The 15,707-nt window shown below is 63.0% G+C and carries 15 protein-coding genes and 1 pseudogene; 6 read left to right on the plus strand and 10 right to left on the minus strand.

Annotated features, from left to right (window positions below):
- Positions 1–29: 29 nt before the first annotated feature.
- Together argB and ACVWWD_RS09780 are read right to left on the minus strand one after the other, a co-directional pair.
- Complete coding sequence (argB, locus tag ACVWWD_RS09775; RefSeq protein WP_023781805.1) at positions 30–923, minus strand: acetylglutamate kinase; 894 nt, start codon at positions 921–923, stop codon at positions 30–32.
- A 100-nt stretch (positions 924–1,023) separates the two neighbouring features.
- The gene (locus ACVWWD_RS09780) at positions 1,024–2,523 is read right to left on the minus strand and encodes an amidase (RefSeq protein WP_352550105.1); all 1,500 of its coding nucleotides are present in this window, start codon (positions 2,521–2,523) and stop codon (positions 1,024–1,026) included.
- A 137-nt stretch (positions 2,524–2,660) separates the two neighbouring features.
- On the opposite strand from ACVWWD_RS09780, the gene ACVWWD_RS09785 reads away from it, so the two are divergent.
- The 4 genes from ACVWWD_RS09785 (at position 2,661) to msrB (ending at position 5,425) form a co-directional block, all read left to right on the plus strand.
- Entirely contained in the window at positions 2,661–3,200 is a 540-nt protein-coding gene (locus tag ACVWWD_RS09785; protein WP_023772300.1) for a sigma-70 family RNA polymerase sigma factor, read from the plus strand.
- Positions 3,197–3,919: an anti-sigma factor gene (locus ACVWWD_RS09790; protein ID WP_023772301.1), complete on the plus strand. Its 723-nt coding sequence runs from the start codon at positions 3,197–3,199 to the stop codon at positions 3,917–3,919. Before ACVWWD_RS09785 ends, ACVWWD_RS09790 begins: the two co-directional genes overlap by 4 nt.
- 219 nt (positions 3,920–4,138) lie before the next feature.
- Positions 4,139–4,696 (plus strand): fasciclin domain-containing protein, encoded by a 558-nt coding sequence (locus ACVWWD_RS09795; protein ID WP_023781802.1) that lies wholly within the window; start codon positions 4,139–4,141, stop codon positions 4,694–4,696.
- 225 nt (positions 4,697–4,921) lie between these two features.
- Positions 4,922–5,425, plus strand: coding sequence for a peptide-methionine (R)-S-oxide reductase MsrB (gene msrB / locus ACVWWD_RS09800; RefSeq protein ID WP_023781801.1), 504 nt, complete (start codon positions 4,922–4,924; stop codon positions 5,423–5,425).
- A 117-nt stretch (positions 5,426–5,542) separates the two neighbouring features.
- Here msrB and ACVWWD_RS09805 read toward each other — a convergent pair.
- Together ACVWWD_RS09805 and ACVWWD_RS09810 are read right to left on the minus strand one after the other, a co-directional pair.
- Positions 5,543–7,139: pseudogene (locus tag ACVWWD_RS09805) on the minus strand (DHA2 family efflux MFS transporter permease subunit).
- Positions 7,140–7,225: 86 nt separating this feature from the next.
- The gene (locus ACVWWD_RS09810) at positions 7,226–8,416 is read right to left on the minus strand and encodes an HlyD family secretion protein (RefSeq protein ID WP_352550104.1); all 1,191 of its coding nucleotides are present in this window, start codon (positions 8,414–8,416) and stop codon (positions 7,226–7,228) included.
- 127 nt (positions 8,417–8,543) lie between these two features.
- On the opposite strand from ACVWWD_RS09810, the gene ACVWWD_RS09815 reads away from it, so the two are divergent.
- Together ACVWWD_RS09815 and ACVWWD_RS09820 are read left to right on the plus strand one after the other, a co-directional pair.
- Positions 8,544–9,263, plus strand: a complete 720-nt coding sequence (locus ACVWWD_RS09815; protein WP_023781799.1) for a TetR/AcrR family transcriptional regulator — start codon at positions 8,544–8,546, stop codon at positions 9,261–9,263.
- Between the two features lie 12 nt (positions 9,264–9,275).
- Positions 9,276–10,088 carry a tetratricopeptide repeat protein gene (locus ACVWWD_RS09820; RefSeq protein ID WP_352550103.1) on the plus strand — a complete coding sequence of 271 codons (813 nt, stop codon included), beginning with the start codon at positions 9,276–9,278 and terminating at the stop codon, positions 10,086–10,088.
- Positions 10,089–10,106: 18 nt separating this feature from the next.
- Here the strand turns inward: ACVWWD_RS09820 and ACVWWD_RS09825 are convergent, their stop codons facing one another.
- The 6 genes from ACVWWD_RS09825 to ACVWWD_RS09850 all read right to left on the minus strand — a co-directional run bounded on the left by ACVWWD_RS09825 (position 10,107) and on the right by ACVWWD_RS09850 (position 15,625).
- Positions 10,107–10,808: a hypothetical protein gene (locus tag ACVWWD_RS09825; protein ID WP_352550102.1), complete on the minus strand. Its 702-nt coding sequence runs from the start codon at positions 10,806–10,808 to the stop codon at positions 10,107–10,109.
- A gap of 186 nt (positions 10,809–10,994) precedes the next feature.
- Complete coding sequence (yihA, locus tag ACVWWD_RS09830; RefSeq protein ID WP_023772309.1) at positions 10,995–11,654, minus strand: ribosome biogenesis GTP-binding protein YihA/YsxC; 660 nt, start codon at positions 11,652–11,654, stop codon at positions 10,995–10,997.
- On the minus strand, positions 11,651–12,289 hold the full coding sequence (locus tag ACVWWD_RS09835) for a CatB-related O-acetyltransferase (protein ID WP_023781796.1): 639 nt from the start codon (positions 12,287–12,289) through the stop codon (positions 11,651–11,653). Before ACVWWD_RS09835 ends, yihA begins: the two co-directional genes overlap by 4 nt.
- A 121-nt stretch (positions 12,290–12,410) precedes the next feature.
- Positions 12,411–12,545 (minus strand): hypothetical protein, encoded by a 135-nt coding sequence (locus ACVWWD_RS09840; RefSeq protein WP_352550101.1) that lies wholly within the window; start codon positions 12,543–12,545, stop codon positions 12,411–12,413.
- Positions 12,546–12,883: 338 nt separating this feature from the next.
- Positions 12,884–13,444, minus strand: a complete 561-nt coding sequence (locus tag ACVWWD_RS09845; protein ID WP_352550100.1) for a fasciclin domain-containing protein — start codon at positions 13,442–13,444, stop codon at positions 12,884–12,886.
- 210 nt (positions 13,445–13,654) lie between these two features.
- Positions 13,655–15,625 (minus strand): protein-L-isoaspartate(D-aspartate) O-methyltransferase, encoded by a 1,971-nt coding sequence (locus tag ACVWWD_RS09850; RefSeq protein ID WP_352550099.1) that lies wholly within the window; start codon positions 15,623–15,625, stop codon positions 13,655–13,657.
- Positions 15,626–15,707: the final 82 nt, after the last annotated feature.

The raw sequence follows: 15,707 nt of genomic DNA on the forward strand, positions 1-15,707 counted from the left end.
GCAGAAGATTAGCCGGCTGACAAGCAGCATTATGGCACGATCAGTGTGCCGGCGCCGTGTTCGGTGAACAGTTCGAGCAGCACCGAATGCGGCGTCTTGCCGTTGAGGATGACGACGCCTTCAACCCCGCGCTCGATCGCCTCGATGCAGGTCTCGACCTTGGGGATCATGCCGCCGGAAACCGTGCCGTCCTTGATCAGCGCCTTGGCCTCGGCGACCGTCAGCTCGTCGATCAGCTTCTTGTCCTTGTCGAGCACGCCCGGCACGTCGGTGAGGAACAGCAGGCGCGAGGCCTTGCATGCGCCTGCGATGGCGCCGGCGAAAGTGTCGGCGTTGATGTTGTAGGTATGGCCGTCGCGGCCGGGTGCGACCGGCGCCAGCACGGGGATCATTTCGGAGCGCGCCAGAAGGTCGAGTAGCGTGCGGTCGACCTCGACCGGCTCGCCGACGAAGCCGAGATCGAGCACGCGCTCGATGTTGGAGTCGGGGTCGATCATCGTCTTGCGCGCCTTTTCGGCGAACACCATGTTGCCGTCCTTGCCGCACAGGCCGATCGCCCATTCGCCCTCGGCGTTGATCAGCGCGACGATTTCCTTGTTGATCGACCCGGCCAGCACCATCTCGACGATCTCGACCGTCTTTTGGTCGGTGACGCGCAGGCCGCCCTCGAACTTGGATTCGATGCCCATCTTGGCCAGCATGGCGCCAATCTGCGGTCCGCCGCCATGGACGACGATCGGGTTGACGCCGGACTGCTTAAGCAGCGCGATGTCGCGCGCGAAGGCCTTGCCGAGTTCGAGATCGCCCATGGCATGGCCGCCATACTTCACCACGACCGTCTTGTGCTCGTAGCGCTGCATGTAGGGCAGCGCGCGCGACAAGAGGGCTGCCTGCATTTCGGCGGTGGCGGCGATGTCCGTCATCGGCGTGGTTCCCTGGATGATAGCTAAAGACGGCGGCGTCTTAGCGGGAATTGACGCGAGCCGCAAATGGCATTGCTGTCATAGTCGGTTCACGGTGTCGTCATTGTGACGGCACCATCAACGGCGCCCGCCGCGTCAGCCAGCCCGAGATTTTCTCCATCTGCGCGGCGAGCGACAAAAGTGTTTCCTCGTCGCCCGGCCGACCGGCGGCCTGGATGCCGAGCGGCAGGCCGGCGTCCGTGACATGGACGGGCAGCGCGATCGACGGCTGGCCGCTGACATTGTGGATCGCCGGCCAATGCGTGAACCAAAGGCTCTTGTCCATTAACTGGCCGAACAGCGGTTTGATCTTGAGCAGCGCGGTAAGATGAAGCTTGTCCAGCAGGTTTTCGATCAGTTCGTCGGCGCCTTTCGGATCCATGGCGCCGCAGGCAAGCGGCGGGTGAGCGATGATAGGCATCAGCACCGCGTCATATCGCGCGGTCTCCGTGATCAGTTGCCGCGAGGTGGCATGCAGACGCTGCAGGCCGGCATAGGTTTCGCCGGCCGAGACCATCTCGCCCAGCCGGCCGAGCACGCGCGTGGCGCGCTCGATATCGGCCGTCACGGAGCGGCCGACGCGCAGCGCTTCACCGCGCAACGAGCCGGCGACGGCGGAAGCGACCGTCGTGCAGAAATCGGCGAAGAAATCGCGACCGATAAAGGGCAGATCGATGTCCTCGACCGAGTGGCCGCCCTCCCGGGCGAGCGCCACGGCAATGTCGAGCGCCTTCAGCGTTTCGGCCGAAATCGGAAGGCCTAGCGGCGACTTGCGGTACACCGCCAGCCTGAGCTTGCCGGGATCCCGTGCGGCAGCGGCAGTGAACGTGTCCTTTGGCGGCCGCGCGGCATAAGGCGCGAGCGTATCGGGACCATGGGTGAGGTCGAGCAGCAGCGCGCAGTCGCGCACCGAGCGGGTGACGGCGTGATCGACGACCATCCCGTACCAGCTTTCGCTCACCAGCGGGGATAGCGGGACACGGCCGCGCGAGGTCTTGAGGCCGACAAGGCCGCTGCAGGCCGAAGGCACGCGGATCGAGCCGCCGCCATCCGACGCATGCGCCACCGGCACGACGCCGGCGGCGACTAGCGCCGCCGAACCGCCCGACGAGCCGCCGGTGGTGTGGCCGGTATTCCAGGGATTGCGGGTGACGCCAAAGGCCTTGGATTCCGTCATCAGCCGCAGCCCGTGCTCGGGTGACGTCGAGGAGACGATCGGAATCAACCCGGCGGCGAGATAGCGCTCGGTCATCACCGAGTTGAAATCGGGCACCCAGGCCGGAATGCGGCTGCCGCCATGCGAGGGCACGCCGTTGATGGCGATGCCGAGATCCTTGATGGCGAAGGGGACCCCGGCCAGCGGCAGCGAATGGTCGATGCTCTTTGCCCGCATCCGTGCCGTCTCATAGAGCGGCTCGGCCGTGGCATTGATTTCGGGGCGGGTCGCCTCGGCGCGGGCGATTGCCGCTTCGGTCACCTCGATCGCCGACAGTTCCCCCTTGCGCACCAGACCTGCAAGGCCGGTTGCGTCTTCTTCCCAAAGGATTCGTTCAACCGACATGCGCGCTCCCCATTGCCCGCCAAGCTAGTCAGCGGCAATTCCCTTGGCAATCGCAGCCTGCGCCTGGACGCCGAACTTTAGGTGCACAGCATATTTCCGGCGTTGCAAATACAGCGCAATTGCCTAATTTGGCGCGCATGACGCCGCAGGACATTACCAAGCTGATCGTCCGGACTTCGATGAAGGATCGGGCAGCGTTCGATCTGCTTTACCGGCACACCAGTGCGAAACTTTTCGGCGTATGCCTTCGTGTATTGAACGACCGGGGAGATGCTGAAGAAGCGCTGCAGGAAGTCTTCGTCAAGATATGGACCAAGGCGGATCGCTTTGCTGTCTCCGATCTGAGCCCGATCTCCTGGCTGGTGGCAATCGCGCGCAATCATGCGATCGATCGCATCCGAGCGCGGCGCAAGCCCGCCGTCGATATCGATGCCGCGCTCGACGTGGCCGATCCGGCGCCGGGACCTGAAGCGATGGTGGTGGCGGGCGACGAATCCGAGCGGATCCATCATTGTCTCGATGAGTTGGAGAAAGACCGGGCGGCGGCCGTCCGGGGTGCTTACCTCAAGGGCGAAAGCTATGCCGAGCTGGCGGAACGCCACGGCGTGCCGTTGAACACGATGCGTACCTGGCTGCGCCGCAGCCTGATGAAGCTCAGGGAATGTCTGGAAAGATGACGCTGGCAGAGGACAACGGACCGGAACGAGGAGGCGACGACCTGTTCGCAGCCGAATACGTTCTTGGCGTGCTGCCGGACGAAGAGCGGCAGATCGCTTCCAGGCGCATCGAAGCCGAGACCGATTTCGCACGGCTTGTCGACGGCTGGGAAGTTCACCTCTCGCCGATGGCATCAGCCTATCCGGAAATCGAGCCCGCCGCTTCGGTGAAGCCGGCGATCGACCGCCGGTTGTTTTCGTCGGCATCGGCAACGTCAACTGAAGCACGCGCCAGCCTCTGGTCCAGCCTCGCCTTCTGGCGCGGCCTTGCTGTGGCGGCTGTTGCCGCGCTGGCGCTCTACGTCGCCGTTCCCTATGTCAACCGGCCGGCTGAACAGCCGCAGGCTCGGCTGGTCGCTTCGCTGGCCGCCGACGGCAGTGACGTCAAATATCTCGCCGTCTATGATTCCGAACGGCATGAAGTCAGCCTCTCGCATGTTTCCGGCGCGCTCGCCGCCGGCAAGGACTTCGAACTCTGGATGATCGAGGGCAAGAACGCGCCGATCTCGATGGGCGTCATCCCGGCTGGTGGGACGGCGCATATTGGCGTCTCGCCTACCACGCAGCGGAAACTCGCGCAGGGCGCCGTGCTGGCCGTTAGTCTCGAACCGGCCGGCGGCTCGCCGACCGGGCAGCCCACCGGGCCGGTGGTTGCCGCGGGCGATTTGAAGGGCATCTGATCGAGCTTTCGCACTGGGGCGCCAATAGAACATGCTCAGTCTATCTTCCATCCGCATATGTCCAAATGACCCAGTAGGCCGGTGAATTGCCGTGCCAAAGTTTTTTCCACAGCGAAACAAATCAAAAATCAGCGAAATATTCTGAAACTCACGCATCTGTGTTCCGTATCTCCTTGCGTCCCCAAAAATGGGAAGAGAAACCCAAGGAGTTTTGATACAATGCGCAGATTCGCCACCCTTTTGCTCGCCGGCACGATCGCTGTCTCAGCGCTTGCCACGGCTGCTTATGCTGAAAACCCGATGGTCGGCGGCGCCGCCATGTTTGCCAACAAGACCATCGTCGACAATGCCGTCAATTCGAAGGATCACACGACGCTGGTCGCCGCCGTCAAGGCGGCCGGTCTTGTCGAGACCCTGCAGGGCGCCGGCCCGTTCACCGTCTTCGCGCCGACCAATGAAGCCTTCGCCGCGCTGCCTGCCGGCACGGTCGAGACGCTGCTCAAGCCCGAGAACAAGGACAAGCTCGTCAAGATCCTGACCTGCCATGTGATCGGCGCCAAGGCGATGGCGGCGGATGTGATGTCCATGGCCAAGGCCGATGGCGGCACGCACAAGGTCAAGACGGTCGGCGGCTGCGAGCTGTCGCTGAAGGCCGACGGTGGCAAGGTCACCGTCACCGACGAGAACGGCAATGTCGCCAATGTGACCATCGCCGATGTCGAACAGTCCAACGGCGTCATCCACGTCATCGACAAGGTTCTGCTCCCGAAGATGTGATCGGGCGGAAGATGTAACGAGGCGCTTGCCGCGGGCGAACCTGCTGCAAGAGCTCTCCGTTGATTGCGTTTTCTCGTTCACGTGATCCGCAATCGACACGCGTGCTCCGCGCCGTCCACGATCAAAAGTGGACGACGCGGAGTGTCGTTTGGGGCATCCGTCACCGGCTTTTGACTTTCGGGCGGCGGCATAGTTTGGCAAAACAGACGACAGGAGGAACTGGTCATGAATCGTCGCGACTTTCTTTTGAGCGGCGCCGCCGCCATCGGCGCCATTGGGGCCGCGGCGGCAATGCTGCGCATGGGCAGCCCGCAGGCCGCGCAGGCCGCCGAAAAATTCGAGGTCACCAAGACCGACGATGAGTGGAAAGCCATCCTGTCGCCGGCCGCCTTCAACGTGCTGCGCAAGGAAGGCACTGAATATCCAGGCACCAGCCCGCTGCTCAACGAACACCGCAAGGGCATCTTCGCCTGCGCCGGCTGCGACCTGCCGGTTTATCCCTCTGAGACGAAATTCGATTCCGGTACCGGCTGGCCGAGTTTCTGGCAAGAGATCGCCAATGGCATCGGCAAGACCGAGGACCGGTCGCTGGGCATGACCCGCACCGAAGTGCATTGCCGCCGTTGCGGCGGTCATCTCGGCCATGTCTTCGACGACGGTCCGGCGCCGACCGGCTTGCGCCACTGCATCAATGGGGTGGCGCTGACCTTCAAGCCCGCCACCGCCTGACGACCCAAGGCAATAAAAAACTCCGGGCTTTGCGGCCCGGAGTTTTTTGCGTGGTCAGGGCTTTTCGGGCGTGGACTGGAGGAGCTTCCCGAAAACCGTTGCCACGATTCCTTTGCTTCAGTGCCCGCCGCCTCCGCCACCACCTGGCGCGGCCGGCTTCTTGATCAGCATGGTGAAGAAACCCAGCGTCCCGAACAGCACGGTCAGCAGATAGAACACGTCCATGAAGGACAGCAGCGCCGCCTGTTGCTGGACCATGCCCGACAGCTTGGAGATCGCGGCACTGGGGGCGTCGAGGCCGGTGGTCTGCTCGAAATTCAGCGTCATGTTCTGCAGCTTGGTCTGCGCGGCGGCACTGCCCCACTGCACATGCTCGGAGAGCCGGGCATAGTGGAAGGCATTGCGGTCGATCAGCACCGTGTTGATGACGGCGAGGCCGACGGCGCCGCCGAGGTTGCGGGTCAGATTGAACAGTCCCGACGCATTCTTCAACCGGTCCGGCGGCAAGGTGCCGAGCGCGATGTTGTTGATCGGCACCATGCACAGCATCATCGAACAGCCGCGCAGGATCTGCGGAATGAGCAGCTCGTAGAAATCCCAGTCCGCGGTCAGGTGCGTCATCCACCAGGTACCGGCGGCGAAGCCGAACAGGCCGATCATCATCATCAGCCGCAGGTCCATCTTGCTCGACAGGATGCCGGATATGGGCGCGGTGACGAACATGGCCAAGCCGCTGACGAACAGCGCTTCGCCGATCATCATCGAGTCGTAACCGCGGATGCGACCAAGAAAAACCGGATAGAGATAGGTCAGGCCATAGAGACCGATGCCGATGACAAAGGAAAACAGCGAGCCGAAGGCGAAGTTGATGTTGCTGAACGCCCTGAGATCGACGATCGGCTCCTCGGCGGTGAAGACGCGCCAGAAGAAGATCACCGCGCCGATGGTCATGACGATGGCGCAGATGAAGACGCCCTGGTCCTGCAGCCAGTCATTGTTCGGGCCTTCTTCAAGCACGTATTCCATGCAGCCGAGGAAGGCGGCCATGCCGGCAAGGCCCCACCAATCGAACTTCGAGAACAGCTTGAGATTGGGCTTGTCGAAATCGATCAGCGACCAGGCCGCGGTCGCTACCAGGATGCCAGGCACGACATTGACCAGGAACAGCCAGTGCCAGGAAAAGGCGTGGCTGATATAGCCGCCGACGGTCGGGCCGATGGTCGGCGCCAGCGTCCGCCACCAGGCCGATCATCGGCGAGACGATGGCGCGGCGCGAGGGCGGGAAGATGGTGAAAGCCGCGGCGAAAACGCTCGGGATCATGCCGCCGCCGATGAAGCCCTGCACGGCGCGGTAGACGATCATCTGGTCGATGTTGGTGGCGGTCGCGGCAAGGGCGCTCGCCGCGGTGAAGCCCGCCGCCGCGACGGTGAACAGCACGCGCGTCGACAGCATCCGGCTGAGGAAGCCCGACAGCGGGATCATGACCACCTCGGCGATCAGATAGGCCGTCTGCACCCACGGGATCTCGTCGGAGCTGGCGCTGAGACCGGCCTGGATCTCGGCCAGTGAGGCCGAAACGATCTGGATGTCGAGGATCGCCATGAACATGCCGAACACCATCGCCAGGAAGGCGATGACGCGGCGTGTCGAGATCGTGTCGGGGGCAGCCGGCATTGCCGGCGGCGATCCTGCGGTGATGGTTGCGGTTGCCATTTCCTGGCCCTCCTTGGGGCCTCGTTGAGGGCAGGCCGGGCGGCTCGGTGCATCAGTCAGCCACCAAGCCGCCCTCCGAAAAGCGATCAGTTACTGGTGACGGCAGGCGCGGTACGGCTGTCGACGGCGACGACGACGCTCAAGCCCGCGCGCAGCTTGCCGGTCTTCAGCGCATCGGCCGGCACGTCGATGCGGACCGGGACGCGCTGCACCACCTTGGTGAAGTTGCCGGTGGCGTTTTCCGGCGGCAGCAGCGAGAACACCGCGCCCGAGGCCGGCGCCAGCGAGGAGACAGTCCCTTGGATGGGCTGCCCGTCGATAGCGTCGACCGAGATGTTGACCCTTTCGCCGGGCACGAGCCTAGCAAGCTGCGTCTCCTTGAAGTTGGCGACGATGTATAGCTTGTCCATAGGGACGACCACGGCGAGCTTCTGGCCGGGGCTGACCAGATCGCCCTGTTCTACGGAGCGGTTGCCGACAACGCCGTCATAAGGCGCCTTGAGCACCGTGAAGGAGAGGTCGCGCGCGGCCTTGTCACGGCCGAGCTGCAGGGATGCCAGCGTGCTGGCGGATTCCGCGCGCTGTGCCTCGAGCACACCGATATTGGCCTGCGCGGCGGCGATCTGCGCGTCGGCGCCGACGAGCGCGGCATTGGCCTGGTCGAGCGCGGTCTGGGCGTCGTCCAGCTGTGCCTGCGTGCCGACATGGGTCTTGACCAGTTGCGCGGCGCGCTGCTGGGCACGGCCGGCATTGTCGGCGGCGGCCCGATCTGCGACCTTCTGCGCCTGCGCCTGCTGCAGGGAGGCCTGCGCGGCCTTGGTCTGCGCGTCGATGCGGTCGAGTGTCTTGGCCAGCGTGGCGATCTGCGCCTCGGCCTGGGCAACGGCGATCTTGTAGTCGCCGGCGTCGATCGTCAGAAGCGGATCGCCGGCCTTGACCTTCTGGTTCTCGCTGACCAGGACCTGGTCGACATACCCGGAAATCTTGGGCGAGACGAACGCCATGTCGGCCTGGACATAAGCGTCATCCGTCGAGATCATGAAGCGGCCCGAGATCCAGTAGTCATAGCCATACCAGGCGCCGCCGCTCAGAAGGGCAAGGCCGATGATCGGCAGCAGGAAAGAGCGCACCGAGCGCTTCTTCTTGGCCGGAGCTTCTTCCGCCGGCGGCGGTGCGATGACCGGCCGGAGGGGAATTTCAGGGGCTTCCGTCGCCGGCGCGACCTTGGCATTGGGGAAAGGGCGGACTTCTGCTGATGTTGGCGCGGTCGAGGACATGACAACTCTCTAAAGTTATAATACTGAACCGTTCGGTTCGATCAGGCCGTTGACATAGCGCGTAAAGAAGACCATATCAAGGGGCAATCGAACCGGTTGGTTCGAATTATTTCGAGGTCTGACTTTTATGGTTGAGATTGTGCGCAACACCGAAACCGATCCGTGCGAAGACCTGCTGGACGGTCTGCGCCGCGGCCGCCCGGCCGCGGGACAGGATCCGGCCAAGCGCAGCCAGATCATCGATGGCGCCCGTCGTGTCTTCATCGAAAAGGGCTTCGAGGCCGCCTCGATGAACGATATCACCCGCGAGGCCGGCGTCTCGAAGGGCACCATCTACGTCTACTTCGCCAACAAGGAAGAGCTGTTCGAAGCGCTGATCGAGGAAGAGCGCGGCACCATCTTCAAGAACATGTACGACATGCTCGATCGCGCCGACGACTTGCGCCAGACGCTGGTGAAGTTCGGCAAGGTTCTGTCGATGAAGATCACCTCGGCCAGGGTCATCCAGGCGCAGCGTACGGTGATCGGCGCCTCCGACAGGATACCCGACATGGGCGCTCGCTTTTACGAACGCGGACCCAAGCGCGGCCATGACAAGGTGGTGACGTTTCTCAACGCCGCCATCGAGCGCGGCCTGCTGGAGATCGACGACGTCGACCTCGCCGCCTATCAGTTCACCGAACTGTGCCTTGCCGGTCTTTTCCGGCAGTGCATCTTCGCCTATCGCACCAAGGCTCCGACCCAGGACGAGATCGACCACATCGTCAGGTCGGGCGTCGACATGTTCCTGAAAGCCTACGGCACCCAAAGGCTCGTCGAGGACGAAAAAGCCCTGCCGCAGGTGTGAAGGCGGATCGGTATGGGCGATCCTAAGCTTCAGGATCAGATGCGGCGCATCGTGACGGACTTCAACGCCGGCCGCCACGAGCAGGCGCGGCTGCTTTGCGAGGAGGCTCTTGGCCGGACCGCGGACGACCCGGCTCTCAACCACCTTATGGCTGCACTTCTTTTCGCCAAGGGAGAGATATCGGGAGCCCGCATCCATATTCATGCAAGTCTGGCGGTCAGGGCGGACAACCCATCCGCTCAATTGCTCGCCGGCCGCTTGGCGCGGGCGGCACGGGATTTTGACGAGGCGCTGTCCCATCTTTCACGTGCGGCGGCATTGGCGCCTGACGCTGCCGTGCTTGTCGAGCGGGCTCGAACGCTCGATGAGGCGGGCGACCGGATGCGGGCGCTCGAGGCGTGGCGGCAGGTGACACTTGCCGATCCCTTGTCGGCGGAAGCGGCGGCGCGTCTGGGCCGCATGCTGTTCGAGGACGGAATGCCTGCCGATGCGGCACCTTTGCTGGAGCGGGCCGTAAACGGCGACGCGCCGGCATCGGCATGGTTCGATCTCGCCCTTGTCAGGCAGGATCTGCATGATCATGTGGGGGCAGCGGCCGCCTATCGCCAAGCCTTGGAGATACGTCCCGACGACGCCGAGGCGGCGGTCAACCTTGGGGTGGCGCTGCAGGAGACGGGCGATATGGACGCCGCGATGGAGGCCTATCGATCGGCCTACGAGCAGCGCGCCACGACATTCGGCATTATCGCGATGGCCCTGACGTCAGCGCCGCATGGCAAGCTTTGGGTCGACCGCGAAACGTTGAAGGGCTTGCTTGGCGGCTAGAGAGCTCCAGGAAAAGTTCTAGCGGGCGCGCTTTACGCGAAACTGCTTCCGGTAGACGCCGGGCTTGGCAAGAACATCGGCGACCGTCTTTTCGTAGGAAGCCTTGCGCACGGCGTTGAAGCTTTCGAAAACGAGTTCGGGCGCGGCGCGTGGCACGGGAAAGCATTGCGCAACCGGCGTGCCCTTCGCCAGTACGCCCGAGAAACCCTGGTCGGTCCAAATTGCCGGGAAATTGATGCCGGCGTCCTGGAAATGGTCAGCATCCACAACACCAGTCACCAGTCGGAAAGGAAGATCATCGCGGTTGACTGGATGAGTGGCGAAGAGGGACCAGCCTTCCTCCAGTTCGATCGTCCAGAAACTGTTGAACTTTATGGCCGCAAGCCCATTCGAGAGCGGTGCTCCGGCGAGCTGTTCGGCGACATGGAAGCTGAGCGGCGAACGCGGATGACCCTTCGTTGACGGCTCGGCGATGTCCCATCGCCATTCAAAGGCGCCGTTCTCCACTGTCACATCGCATGGCAGCAGGATCATGAAGCCATGTGTCATGGCATCGATGAAGGGCGGGCACTGCTTTACCGTCCGGATTTCTCGCCCATGGATTTCCGAGAAGGCTTTTGGAGGCATCTTGCGCAGCCAGTCAGGCAGCAGGCCGCGCGCCGGAACCGGCCGGGGCAGCGTTTCGGCAAGCGCGGGATCACAACGAAAAACGATACGCATCCGAATGCCCTCAAACGACGCTGCGATGCTGACGAATTGCCGAGGCCCGGTCAACGGATGCGCACACCACGATTAGAACATAGTGCCAAAAAGTTTGAAGCGCTTTTCGGAAGACGTCATGCTCTATATCTTTGATTTAGAAACGGGTTCGAATTTCAGGCCGACTTGACCTTGAATCATGCGGCTCTAGCCGCCATTGGCGGCGAGCACGATCGCGGCCTGCAAATCCTCCAGGCCTTCGCCTTTTTCCGACGACGTCGCCAGCACGAACGGGAACGCCGCGGGACGTTTCTTGATCTTGGCCAGCGTCTCCTCGATCAGCCGCGGCACGCCGGCGGCCTTGATCTTGTCGGTCTTGGTCAGCACGACCTGGTAGGACACCGCGGCCTTGTCGAGCAGCGACAGCACTTCGTCGTCCTTGGCCTTGATGCCGTGGCGGGCATCGATCAGCACATAAACCCGCTTCAGCGTGACCCGGCCCTTGAGATAGTCGAAGACCAGCTTCGTCCACTCGTCGACCTTCTCCTTGGGCGCGGTGGCATAGCCGTAGCCCGGCATGTCGACCAGCGCCATTGGCGGCAGGTCGGCGCCCTCACCCGAAAATCCATCCGGCACGAAATAGTTGAGCTCCTGCGTGCGCCCCGGCGTATTGGAGGTGCGCGCCAGGCCCTTCTGGTTGACCAGGGCATTGATCAGCGACGACTTGCCGACATTGGAGCGGCCGGCAAAGGCAATCTCGGGCGGCCCCTCCGGCGGCAGGAACTTCATGGCCGGCACGCCGCGGATGAAGATCCACCCGCGCGTGAACAGGTCGGTGCCGATCGCGGTGCTGTTGGGAACGTTCAAGCTGCTGCCTCCAGAAGAGAAATATCGGCGCCCCTGATGGCGTCGAGGTTGCGGCCGATCTTGTCCACAGGCCAATCCCACCATGCCACTGCCAGCAGCCGCCGGATCGTCCTGTCGTTGAAACGCGTCTTGACCACTTTCGCCGCGTTGCCGGCGACGATCGCATAGGGCGGCACATCGTGCGTCACCACCGATTTGGCGCCGACGATGGCGCCATGTCCGATTTCCACGCCGGGCAGGATCACAGCCTCCATGCCGATCCAGACATCGCTGCCGACCTTCGTGTCGCCGCGCACTTCCTTCGACCACGTGGCCGGGTCAAAACCGTTTTCCCAACCATGACCGAAGATGTTGAACGGATAGGTCGAAAAGCCGGACATGGCGTGGTTGGCGCCGTTCATGATGAAGCGCGCGCCTTCGGCTATGGCGCAGAACTTGCCGATGATGAGCTTGTCGCCGATGAATGGATAGTGATGCAGCACGCATTTTTCGGCGAACTTGTCCGGCCCGTCGGGGTCGTCATAATAGGTGAAGTCGCCGATCTCGATATTCGGCACTGTCACCAGAGGCTTCAGGAAGCCGACGCGCGTGTGCATCGGGATCGGGTGCTTGATGCCGGGGTTGGGTCCGTCCATGTCGAAGTCCGTCCAGGAAGTGACAGCCACGCCGATCCGCAATCCGCGCGCCTGGTCAAAATAACGTGATCCGCCCTATAGCATCAATCGGCTGACGAGCGAGCCTTCCTTGCTCGACTGCTCATTTGTTGCCGCGGCAGATCACGATCGGATGGGACGGCGCGCTGTCGAACCCACTGCCCTGATAGACTTGCACGTTCGACGCTCCGGGCGGCAGCATGAAGCTGCCTTCGACGACCTTCTGATCGCCGGCCATCGTGTGGAGATCCCAGCTAAACGTGCAGAACTGCGGCGGCTGATCCTCTCGCTGGCTGCCATCCCGCTGGTGCTCCTGCTACGCAAACCGGAACGCCGGCCAAGATCGACCACAGCGCTGTCATGGAGTGACGCGGTGGAAGCGGTCGGAAATTGAGCGCCGCTCACGCCTATTCGTCCTCACAGGGCGTAAAAAGAAACCGGGGTCCCGTGAGGGACGACAGGACCCCGGCCCCGCCGATACGGCTTCCCAAGAAACATGGCACCTCGTCACGAGGCGGGGATGGCGGACCGAGAAAGCCCCAACGGCCTGCCAACGCCCCCTTTCGCCAGAAGCCGTTACTTCGGCAACAGCACCTTGTTGACGACGTGAATGACGCCGTTCGATTGGTTGACGTCGGCGATCGTCACCTTCGCCTCGCCGCCGGACTCGTCCATGATGTAGAGCTTGCCTTTCTTGATCTCGGCGGTGAGCGTGTCGCCGGAGACGGTCTTCATCTCGTATTTGCCGCCCATCGCCTTCGCCTTCTTCATCATCTCGGCGCCTGAAATCTTGCCAGCCACGACATGCGCGGTCAGCACCTTGGTGAGCTTGTCCTTGTTCTCGGGCTTCAGCAACGTATCGACGGTGCCGGCGGGCAGTACCGCGAAAGCTTCGTTGGTCGGGGCGAACACGGTGAACGGGCCCGCGCTTTGCAACGTGTCGACCAGGCCGGCGGCCTTCACGGCGGCGACCAGCGTCGTGTGATCCTTCGACTTGACCGCGTTCTGCACGATGTTCTTGGTGTCGTACATCGGCGCGCCGCCGACATTCGGGTTCTTGGCGTAGGCTGGGGCGGCAATCGCCATGCCGGCTACAAGGGCTGATACGGCGATGGTCCTGAATGTGGGCAAGCGCATGTGGTCTTCCTCCGGTGAGGGCTGATCGGAATTGATAGCCTTTGGAAACGCACAAGCAGTCACGCCCCGCGAGTGCTCGCAGTTTCGTCGATCACGGGAACGTGAACGGAGGCCTGCTCTAAGAAAATACCTGGACGCACCAAGCTTTTTCCACGGGCTGCGCATTGAGGACAGGCCGACCCGTCAGGCACTGGAATTAAGTCCGGACATTCAGATGCCGAAGGGGAATGTATCCGGTACCTTGCCGATGCTGCCAGCCGGCTTGCTGAGCGGCGTGACCGCGGACGTTCGATCGAACCACACGAAGGCGTCGAACTGGCGGGAGACGGACGAGTCCATGTAATGGCTGAGCCGTTCAGTCTCCGGCCTGTAGATGACGCCGATATAACGTTCCGGTCCCGGCGCCGCCAGATCGTCGCCGAGCTGGCAATGGCGCCCAAAATCCAGCAGGAACGACGATTTGCCGCTCTCGTGACACAGCCGCTCGAAGCTGCCCGGCAGCGATGGATTCAGGTCCTTTACCTCCATCTCACAGTCCCAATCCGAGGCACAGGCGACAGTACCGGTATCCGTCCCGAAGCCGATCAGCGCCGTCTGGTCACCAAAGCGCTCCCGGCAGAGCTGACCGACGTTCAGCTCGTCACGGACAGTGCCCATGTCGGTATGCCGCGCGTCCCCGATATGCGAGTTATGCGCCCAGACCACGGCCTTCGAGTCCGGCCCATGCGCGTCGAGAAGCTGACCAAGCGTTTCGAACATGTGCCGATCGCGGAGGTTCCAGATCTCGGCGCCACCATAATACATCACACGGTAGTAGCGCTCGGCCGATGCGACCAGACGTGCACTCTGCTTGGCGTCGAGGAGATCGCCGTCGTCCTCCGTCATGGATCGCTCGAACAGGTCCATGCACTGTCGCACAACGGCCTCTTCGCAGGTTCTGTAGCCCGGCCGCAGCGCCGCGCGTCCGTAGGTGGTGGGCTCGTTCTGCCAGGGCATCAGACAGCCATAGCGCTCGCGGGCGACGGCGGCCGCTTCGGGATCGACCTTGTCCAGGTAGGCAAGCACCGTGGCGATCGAGCCGCTCATATTGTAGAGATCGAGCCCATAGAAGCCTGCTTTCCGCGCATGATCGAACACATTCCGGTTGTGTTCACGCAGCCAGCCGATGAATTCGGACACCTCGGTGTTGCGCCACATCCAGGTCGGGAAGCGCCGGAAGAGCGGCTGCGCATCCGACTGCCGCTCCCCTCCGCGAACATACCGGTTGATCTGCGCCGCATCCGGCCAGTCCGCCTCGACAGCCACGATGGTGAAGCCGTGTCGCTGGAGGAGGCGTCGGGTGACAGCCGCACGGGCACGATAAAATTCCGAAGTGCCGTGGCTCGCTTCCCCGAGCAGGACGACGCGCCGGCTGCCGAACCGATCGAACATTGCGCCGAAGGCCGGATCGTCGATCTGCGGCAAATCTTCGGCCGCCCGCGCAATTCGCTGCGGCAATGCAGGAGAGCGTGCCTCGCGCACCGAAGGGTTTTCGTCGTGCCCGCTATGCTCGCCGATCAGCGGCACGAACATGACACCACCGAGGTCCTCTTCCTCGAATTTGTTTGCAGCAATCCGCGTGACGCGAATGAGCCGCTGGGAGTAGAGGTCTTCACCGACCGGGATGATCAGCCTGCCGCCGATCTCCAACTGCTCCTGCAAGCCGAGGGGGATGGACGTTCCGGCGGCCGCGACGACGATGGCGTCAAAGGGTGCCTTTTCCTGCCAGCCCTTTGTGCCGTCGCCGACCCTGACCTCGATATTTCGATACCCGGCGGCATTGAGCCGCCGCTCCGCCCGCTGCGCGAGCGATCGATGCCGCTCGATGGTGAAGACGTGTTCAGCAAGTTCGGCCAGCACGGCCGCCGCGTAGCCCGAGCCGGTGCCGATTTCCAGCACGCGATCGGTCGCCTCGATCTCGGCCGTCTCCGCCATTTTCGCCACGATGAAGGGTTGCGAGATCGTCTGTCCGCTGCCGATCGGCAGCGGGCTGTCCTCATAGGCGAATTCCTCGAAACCCTCGTCGACGAATTGCTCTCGCGCAACCCGGCGCACCGCATTCAGAACCCGCTTGTCATGCACTCCACGGCGCGCGATGTGCGCCTCCACCATCCGATGCCTGGCGTGCTCGAAATCCAGCATGAGAGTCTCCAATCAGGCGATTGATCGGATCGACGTCATCTCAAGAGCGAAGTCGTTTTCGGTGGCATTCGCACTCCCGGCT

It is taken from the genome of Mesorhizobium sp. URHB0026 (assembly GCF_054059755.1).

What these genes read in the sequence shown, in the direction of transcription:
- ACVWWD_RS09845 (WP_352550100.1), bottom strand. Translation starts at nt 13,444, where the DNA reads ATGCGCTTGCCCACATTCAGGACCATCGCCGTATCAGCCCTTGTAGCC.
- ACVWWD_RS09795 (WP_023781802.1), top strand. Translation starts at nt 4,139, where the DNA reads ATGCGCAGATTCGCCACCCTTTTGCTCGCCGGCACGATCGCTGTCTCA.
- ACVWWD_RS09835 (WP_023781796.1), bottom strand. Translation starts at nt 12,289, where the DNA reads ATGGACGGACCCAACCCCGGCATCAAGCACCCGATCCCGATGCACACG.
- ACVWWD_RS09825 (WP_352550102.1), bottom strand. Translation starts at nt 10,808, where the DNA reads ATGCGTATCGTTTTTCGTTGTGATCCCGCGCTTGCCGAAACGCTGCCC.
- ACVWWD_RS09820 (WP_352550103.1), top strand. Translation starts at nt 9,276, where the DNA reads ATGGGCGATCCTAAGCTTCAGGATCAGATGCGGCGCATCGTGACGGAC.
- ACVWWD_RS09815 (WP_023781799.1), top strand. Translation starts at nt 8,544, where the DNA reads ATGGTTGAGATTGTGCGCAACACCGAAACCGATCCGTGCGAAGACCTG.
- ACVWWD_RS09850 (WP_352550099.1), bottom strand. Translation starts at nt 15,625, where the DNA reads ATGCTGGATTTCGAGCACGCCAGGCATCGGATGGTGGAGGCGCACATC.
- argB (WP_023781805.1), bottom strand. Translation starts at nt 923, where the DNA reads ATGACGGACATCGCCGCCACCGCCGAAATGCAGGCAGCCCTCTTGTCG.
- ACVWWD_RS09810 (WP_352550104.1), bottom strand. Translation starts at nt 8,416, where the DNA reads ATGTCCTCGACCGCGCCAACATCAGCAGAAGTCCGCCCTTTCCCCAAT.
- ACVWWD_RS09790 (WP_023772301.1), top strand. Translation starts at nt 3,197, where the DNA reads ATGACGCTGGCAGAGGACAACGGACCGGAACGAGGAGGCGACGACCTG.
- ACVWWD_RS09840 (WP_352550101.1), bottom strand. Translation starts at nt 12,545, where the DNA reads ATGGCCGGCGATCAGAAGGTCGTCGAAGGCAGCTTCATGCTGCCGCCC.
- ACVWWD_RS09780 (WP_352550105.1), bottom strand. Translation starts at nt 2,523, where the DNA reads ATGTCGGTTGAACGAATCCTTTGGGAAGAAGACGCAACCGGCCTTGCA.
- ACVWWD_RS09785 (WP_023772300.1), top strand. Translation starts at nt 2,661, where the DNA reads ATGACGCCGCAGGACATTACCAAGCTGATCGTCCGGACTTCGATGAAG.
- msrB (WP_023781801.1), top strand. Translation starts at nt 4,922, where the DNA reads ATGAATCGTCGCGACTTTCTTTTGAGCGGCGCCGCCGCCATCGGCGCC.